The organism is Nitrincola sp. A-D6, assembly GCF_000764495.1.
In the GTDB taxonomy this organism is placed as follows: domain Bacteria; phylum Pseudomonadota; class Gammaproteobacteria; order Pseudomonadales; family Balneatricaceae; genus Nitrincola.
The window spans coordinates 22,261-28,587 of the sequence record NZ_JRLB01000078.1 but is presented as its reverse complement, the minus strand read 5'-3'; the positions used below and the strand labels follow the sequence as shown (position 1 = coordinate 28,587).

6 protein-coding genes and 1 pseudogene are annotated in these 6,327 nt (G+C 48.9%); all 7 read right to left on the bottom strand.

The genetic code is table 11. The features are described 5' to 3' along the window. A pseudogene (locus LH51_RS12610) lies at nucleotides 1-195 on the bottom strand (hypothetical protein); the annotation flags it as partial. Continuing rightward, nucleotides 188-976, bottom strand: coding sequence for a ParA family protein (locus tag LH51_RS12605; protein ID WP_036522599.1), 789 nt, complete (start codon nucleotides 974-976; stop codon nucleotides 188-190). The pseudogene LH51_RS12610 and the gene LH51_RS12605, both read right to left, overlap by 8 nt. A gap of 26 nt (nucleotides 977-1,002) precedes the next feature. Beyond that, entirely contained in the window at nucleotides 1,003-2,214 is a 1,212-nt protein-coding gene (locus LH51_RS12600; protein WP_036522597.1) for a protein-glutamate methylesterase/protein-glutamine glutaminase, read from the bottom strand. 28 nt (nucleotides 2,215-2,242) lie between these two features. Beyond that, nucleotides 2,243-4,291, bottom strand: a complete 2,049-nt coding sequence (locus LH51_RS12595) for a chemotaxis protein CheA (RefSeq protein WP_036522596.1) — start codon at nucleotides 4,289-4,291, stop codon at nucleotides 2,243-2,245. Nucleotides 4,292-4,304: 13 nt separating this feature from the next. Then, nucleotides 4,305-5,099 carry a protein phosphatase CheZ gene (locus LH51_RS12590; RefSeq protein WP_052063752.1) on the bottom strand — a complete coding sequence of 265 codons (795 nt, stop codon included), beginning with the start codon at nucleotides 5,097-5,099 and terminating at the stop codon, nucleotides 4,305-4,307. Nucleotides 5,100-5,122: 23 nt separating this feature from the next. After that, nucleotides 5,123-5,494, bottom strand: a complete 372-nt coding sequence (cheY, locus tag LH51_RS12585; RefSeq protein WP_442934838.1) for a chemotaxis response regulator CheY — start codon at nucleotides 5,492-5,494, stop codon at nucleotides 5,123-5,125. Between the two features lie 99 nt (nucleotides 5,495-5,593). Beyond that, the gene (locus LH51_RS12580) at nucleotides 5,594-6,304 is read right to left on the bottom strand and encodes an RNA polymerase sigma factor FliA (RefSeq protein WP_036522592.1); all 711 of its coding nucleotides are present in this window, start codon (nucleotides 6,302-6,304) and stop codon (nucleotides 5,594-5,596) included. Nucleotides 6,305-6,327 lie beyond the last annotated feature (23 nt).

Below are 6,327 nucleotides of genomic sequence, written 5' to 3'. Positions count from 1 at the left end.
CTCTGGCTCTGGCTCTGGCTCTGGCTCTGGCTCTGGCTCTGGCTCAACAAAGGCATTGTTCTGCACTGACGATTTCAGTACAACCTCTGATTCAGTGCTATTGTCAGAATCGGGGATTGCCGCATCCTGTTCCAGCTCAGGGTCTGACAACAAGGCTTCCAGGTATTCAAATACAACTTTTTTTTGATCAGCCATCAGCCTGCCCCTGTTTACGACGCTCAAGCAACCCTCTCAGCAGGCGAGCATACGCATGCACCCCCCGACTACCTGCATCAAGTGATGATGGAACCAGTCCTTTGATACTGGCATTACGAAACTTAGTATCTACCGGGATTACCGCATTAGAAACCTGGTCAGCATAGCGCTGATGAAGCTCACGCAAACTGATCACGGAGGCTTGTGTCCGCCGATCATAAAATGTTGGAATAATGGTATAGGTTAATTTATTTTTACGCGCCCGGTTAATCATTTCTATGGTCCGGATCATGCGTTCGAGACCTTTCAAGGCCAGAAACTCAGTCTGAACCGGAATCAGAAGATGATCACAGGCCGCCAGCGCATTCACCATCAGCACTCCAAGTACCGGAGGACTGTCAATCAACACATAGTCATAATCTTCGCGAACATAACGTAATGATTTAGCTACCTGCAGCCCCAACCCTTCTTTTCCTACCGCCTTGCGCTCCAGCGTTGCCAGAGCGGTAGATGCCGGGATCAAATCGATACTTTCATGACTGGTTTGCAGAATTAAAGCGCGAACACGTGCAGCGGTAACCTCGGGGTTCTCAAACAGATCATAAACACTCTGTTCTATTTCATCCGGGTCAAAGCGGAAATAACTGGTCAGTGAGCCATGAGGATCCAGGTCGATTATCAGTACACGATACCCTACCTCAGCCAGCAATCCAGCCATAGATACAACAGTAGTGGTTTTACCAACACCACCTTTCTGATTAGCTACCGACCATACCTGCATATTTATTACCTGTGGCTATTCAAAGATTAGGCATACCTGCATTTAGCAAGCATAGAGCCTATGTCATCAAGATCCAAAACGGCATCAGCAAGGCCTGCATTAACGACAGCCTGAGGCATGCCATAAATTGTGCAGGTATCTTTACTTTGTGCCCACAAGGTACCGCCCGCTTGCTTCAACAGCCGCGCACCATCACAACCATCAGCTCCCATGCCTGTCAACGTTACGGCCATCACTTTGGGGCCAAATGCTTTAGCTACAGAAGCATAGGTCACATCTAAACTGGGTTTATAGGTCATCCTGTCATCGCCTGGCAAAATCTTGACGCGGTCATGCTGACGTGGATCCAGCATCATCTGCATTCCTCCTTGGCAGAGCAAGGCAAGCCCAGGTTCAAGTCGATCACCATCAACAGCCTCTCTGACACGAATTTTACACTGCTGATTCAGACGCTCCGCAAATACCTTGGTAAAGGTCGCTGGCATATGTTGAACAAGCAGAATAGGACACGGAAATTCAGCAGGCAAAGACACCAGTACCTTCTGCAAAGCCGCTGGCCCTCCGGTGGAAGCACCAATCACGACTATACGCGCATCCGGAACCCGAATACGTGTGAGAGGATAGGTCGCTGCTCCGCTGCTTGCATCAGCAACTCCACGTGCATTATCTATCGCTCGTGCAGGTGAGCTTTCCGGCGTCGGGCGGGCTCTTGATAATCGGTTTTGTGAGTCTGGTACTGACTGGCTTCGTGAGGAAGTCACATCAGAACGAAACACTCGACTATTGTCAGTTTTAGCCGGAGGCGGATTGCGGCCAAAAGTGGGAGTGCTGCGTAAACGGCGTGACTTACCTAACGCAACCACACGCTCAATCAGCTCCTGACGTAACACACTTGAGCGATCCATCCAGGCACGTATATCTTTAGACAAATAATCCGCGGCACCCGCTTCCAGCGCCTCAAGAGTTACGCGCGCGCCTTCATGAGTTAATGACGACAACATCAGCACATTGGTGGGTGACTGACGCATAATCTGCCTTACCGCCTCTATGCCATTTAGCTGCGGCATTTCAACATCCATAGTAATTAAATCAGGCTTTAACTCCTTGGCCTTTGCCACAGCTTCACGCCCATCTACCGCGGTACCAATAATTTTAATACGCGGATCACTGCTCAGCGCTTCTTGAATCCTGTTACGAAAAAAACTGGAATCATCAACAACCAAAACCGTCACAGCCATTAGATGCTGTTCCTTTTATAAGCCAGTCTCATGACGCCGCATAACGCTTCAGTAGATTGGGTATATCAATAATTAACGCAATACGCCCGTCTCCGGTGATGGTCGCACCTGACAAACCCTGTGTTCCATGCAGAATTGAGCCTAGAGGCTTAATAACCACCTCTTCCTGACCCACCAACTGATCAACAACAAAACCAACGCGGGTTGTCCCAACTGAAACAATAACCACATGCCCCTGATCAGGTAAAGGCTCATTTTCACAGCCCTTCACCATCCAGCGTTTGAGGTGGAATAACGGCAGCGCCTGATCCCGAACAATAACAACCTGCTGTCCGTCAACAATATTAGTCTTAGTCAGATCCAGGTTGTAAATTTCGTTAACATTCACCAGCGGCAAGGCAAATGCCTGAGCCTCCAGAGTTACCATCAGGGTTGGCATAATTGCCAGCGTCAAAGGCACCTGAATAGCTATCTGTGTGCCCTGCCCCAGAATGGAGTCAATCCCCAACGTACCGTTCAGTTGGGTAATTTTGGTTTTAACCACATCCATACCCACACCGCGACCCGACACATCTGAAATTTCAGTTTTGGTGGAGAAGCCAGCATGGAATATCAGATTAAAGCATTCCTGATCAGTAAGGCGCGCAGCCGATTCGGTATCCAACATACCGCGATCGATAGCGAGGCGGCGTAGTTTTTCCGGATCCATCCCGGCGCCATCATCACGAATAATGAGCAGAATATGATCGCCTTCCTGCTCCGCAGACAGCAGAACACTGCCTTCTCGTGGTTTACCCAGCTTTTCCCTGACATCCGGATCTTCAATACCGTGATCAACAGAGTTTCTAACCAAGTGAATCAAGGGATCTGCAAGCGCCTCAACCAGGTTTTTATCCAGATCAGTTTCTTCACCGCGCAACTCTAGACGTATCTCTTTTTTCAAGCTGCGGGACAGGTCGCGAATCAGCCTTGGGAAACGGCCAAACACTTTTTTCACCGGCTGCATACGGGTCTTCATCACCGAGGTTTGCAGATCGGCTGTTACCATATCCAGCGTCCCTAGTGCTTTGGCCATTTCTTCGTCTTCACGGGCTCCGCCGAGCCTTACCAAACGATTTCTGACCAACACCAGCTCACCGACCATATTCATGATCTTGTCTAACAACGCCGTATCTACCCTGACGTTACTTTCCTGGACCGGTTTCTGTTGCGCTGGCATAGCACGGGCAGCGGCTGACTCAGCTGACTTAGCCACTGACTCCTCTGGCACAGCAACAGGTGCCACCTTAGTGGCAGCTACTGGTGCAGCTTTTGGCACCTCAGCTGCAGCGGCCTGAGCTGCAACAAATGCGCCCTGACCTTTTGATTGCAGCTCATCCAGCAAGGCTTCAAACTCATCCTCGGTTATTTCATCAGCGCTGGAAGCTACAGAGGCAGGCTCATCATGCTTACCTGGCCCTTTACCCGCACCATGCAATTCATCCAGTAATGCATCGAACTCGTCTTCAGTGATTAAGCCATCATCAGAGTCTGCTGCTCCAGCCTTATCATCAGCCACCAGATCCCCCAACAACTGATCAAATTCATCATTTGGGGTGTTTGGATTAGCTGGTGCTGCAGGAGGTTTGGGTTTGGGTTTAGCTGCTGCGGGTGCCGGCTTAGCTGCGACTACTGGCGCCTCAGGTACCTGACCTTTAGTGAACGCATCCAGGGCATCAAGTAATACCGGGGGGGCTGGCTCAGGCTCTTTACCACCACGGACCTGCTCGAACATCAGATTCACTGAGTCCAATGCCTGAAGCACCACATCCATTAAGGAGGGCGAAATACTTAATTCACCATTACGCAGCAGGTCAAAAAGATTTTCAGCCTTATGACAACAGTCAACCATGGTGTCAAGCTGCAAGAAGCCTGCACCACCTTTGACAGTATGGAAGCCACGAAAGATTGCATTGAGCAAATCCCGGTCGTCAGGACGCTGCTCAAGTTCGACCAACTGCTCTGACAGAAGCTCAAGTATCTCTCCTGCTTCTACTAGGAAATCTTCAAGAATTTCCTGATCAACATCCAAACTCATAGAGATCTCCTAATCAAAACCCAAGGCTCGAGAGCAGTTCATCCACATCATCCTGATTACTGACTGCACCAGCTTCTTTCTTTTTGAGCTGCGGTCCCTGAGCACGGATAGCATCCTGATTTTCATCAGAATCGCTGCTGTCATGCATTTCAATACCCGTGAGACGTTCAACTTTCGCAGCCATATCCATCAGTTTCACCAGCTGTGACTCAACCTGGGTCATCAGTGTAATGACACGTCGAATCAGCTGACCGGTAATATCCTGAACACTTTGAGATACCAAAATATCAGTCAAGGTCGCACGCAACTCTGCAATTGTTTTTTCTGAATCATTCTTAACATCACAGGTACGGTCATAAACTCCATCCAGTGCTTTAAACTCGCCTTCCAGCTGCCCAACCAGCAGCAGCAAATCCCGAAACCGCTCAGACTGTCCATCCAACCGATCCACCAGGCTCAATGAACGATCAACCCTATCCATGGTTTCGTGCGAATTTTTATCAGTTAACTCAATAACATAAGCCAACCGATCAGAAGCATCTGCCATAGCTGGCAGGTTACCCGCCTCGACTGATGGAATTTTATCATCTATATCAGAAGAAAAAGCCTTGATAGCCTCATGAAGTCCACGCGTCAAATGACCCACTTCATTATAAAAAACCTGATGCCGTGCTTCCTGGAGATCATTAATCAACTCCATCGCATGGTTAAGATTACCCTGTTCAATCGTCTCTACTAATTCCCTGGCCATCTGCCCAAGCAAATCTTCGAGGCCATCATATTCCAGTGTGGCTATCTTTTTTTTCATTGTTCCATCTCTTGCCAGCTACTTCAGGTGATACGCTCAAATATTTTTTCGATTTTTTCTTTGAGAACGACAGCCGTAAAGGGCTTGATCACATAACCATTCACACCCGCTTGAGCGGCAGCAATGATCTGCTCACGTTTGGCTTCAGCCGTAACCATGAGCACAGGTATACTTGAGAGTTCTGGATCAGCACGAACCTCTTTCAGCAGATCGATACCGGTCATACCCGGCATATTCCAATCTGTTATCAGAAACTCAATGCGGCCCTGCTTAAGAATCGGCAAGGCTGTTTTACCATCATCAGCCTCTTCCACATTGGTAAAGCCCAGATCCCGCAGCAAATTTTTGATAATTCGTCTCATAGTGGAAAAATCATCCACAACAAGAATCCTGATGTCTTTTTTCACAAGACACTGCCCCCCCGGCTTTCTACAGTAAAAGATAAGCGTGCTAAACCTATACTAGACAGGCCCGACACGGATAACAAACAAAAATCACTGCCAATCACGCAACCGCCCCTTTAACCGCAATGCAGCCTGAGTGTGAATCTGACTCACTCGCGACTCACTGACACCCAGAATACTGCCAATCTCTTTCAAATTAAGCTCTTCATCATAATATAGTGCCATCACCAGCTTTTCACGCTCAGGCAAGCCACCTATTGCATCCGCAAGCGCCTGGCGAAACGACTCACTCTGAAACGACTCGTCCGGCCCTGGATCATCACCTTCGAACTGCATCCCCACTGAATCGTCTTCATCATGGCTCAGCTCATCTATACTGAAAAGCCGACTGTCCAACGAGTCCTGCAATAAAGCATGATAAGCCGAAACAGTTATCTGCAGTTCAGCAGCCACATCAGCATCTGAGGCGTCTCGTCCGGTACGTAGCTCTACAGCTCGAATCGCTTCACTGACACGACGGCCGTTGCGGTGAACTGATCGTGGCGTCCAGTCCCCACGACGAACCTCATCAATAATAGACCCTCGAATGCGGATACCGGCATAAGTTTCAAAACTGGCACCCTTACCAGGATCAAACTTTCTTGCCGCTTCGAGCAAACCGATCATGCCAGCCTGCACTAAATCATCCAGCACAACACTGGATGGCAATCTAGCCAGCAGGTGCTGTGCAATACGCTTCACTAGAGAACCGTACTGTTCCAACAACTCATTACTGGTTTTAAATTGAAGCTGGTTATACATACAGCCCTTACTTCCAGTATTCG

What these genes read in the sequence shown, in the direction of transcription:
- LH51_RS12605 (WP_036522599.1), bottom strand. Translation starts at nt 976, where the DNA reads ATGCAGGTATGGTCGGTAGCTAATCAGAAAGGTGGTGTTGGTAAAACC.
- LH51_RS12600 (WP_036522597.1), bottom strand. Translation starts at nt 2,214, where the DNA reads ATGGCTGTGACGGTTTTGGTTGTTGATGATTCCAGTTTTTTTCGTAAC.
- LH51_RS12595 (WP_036522596.1), bottom strand. Translation starts at nt 4,291, where the DNA reads ATGAGTTTGGATGTTGATCAGGAAATTCTTGAAGATTTCCTAGTAGAA.
- LH51_RS12590 (WP_052063752.1), bottom strand. Translation starts at nt 5,099, where the DNA reads ATGAAAAAAAAGATAGCCACACTGGAATATGATGGCCTCGAAGATTTG.
- LH51_RS12580 (WP_036522592.1), bottom strand. Translation starts at nt 6,304, where the DNA reads ATGTATAACCAGCTTCAATTTAAAACCAGTAATGAGTTGTTGGAACAG.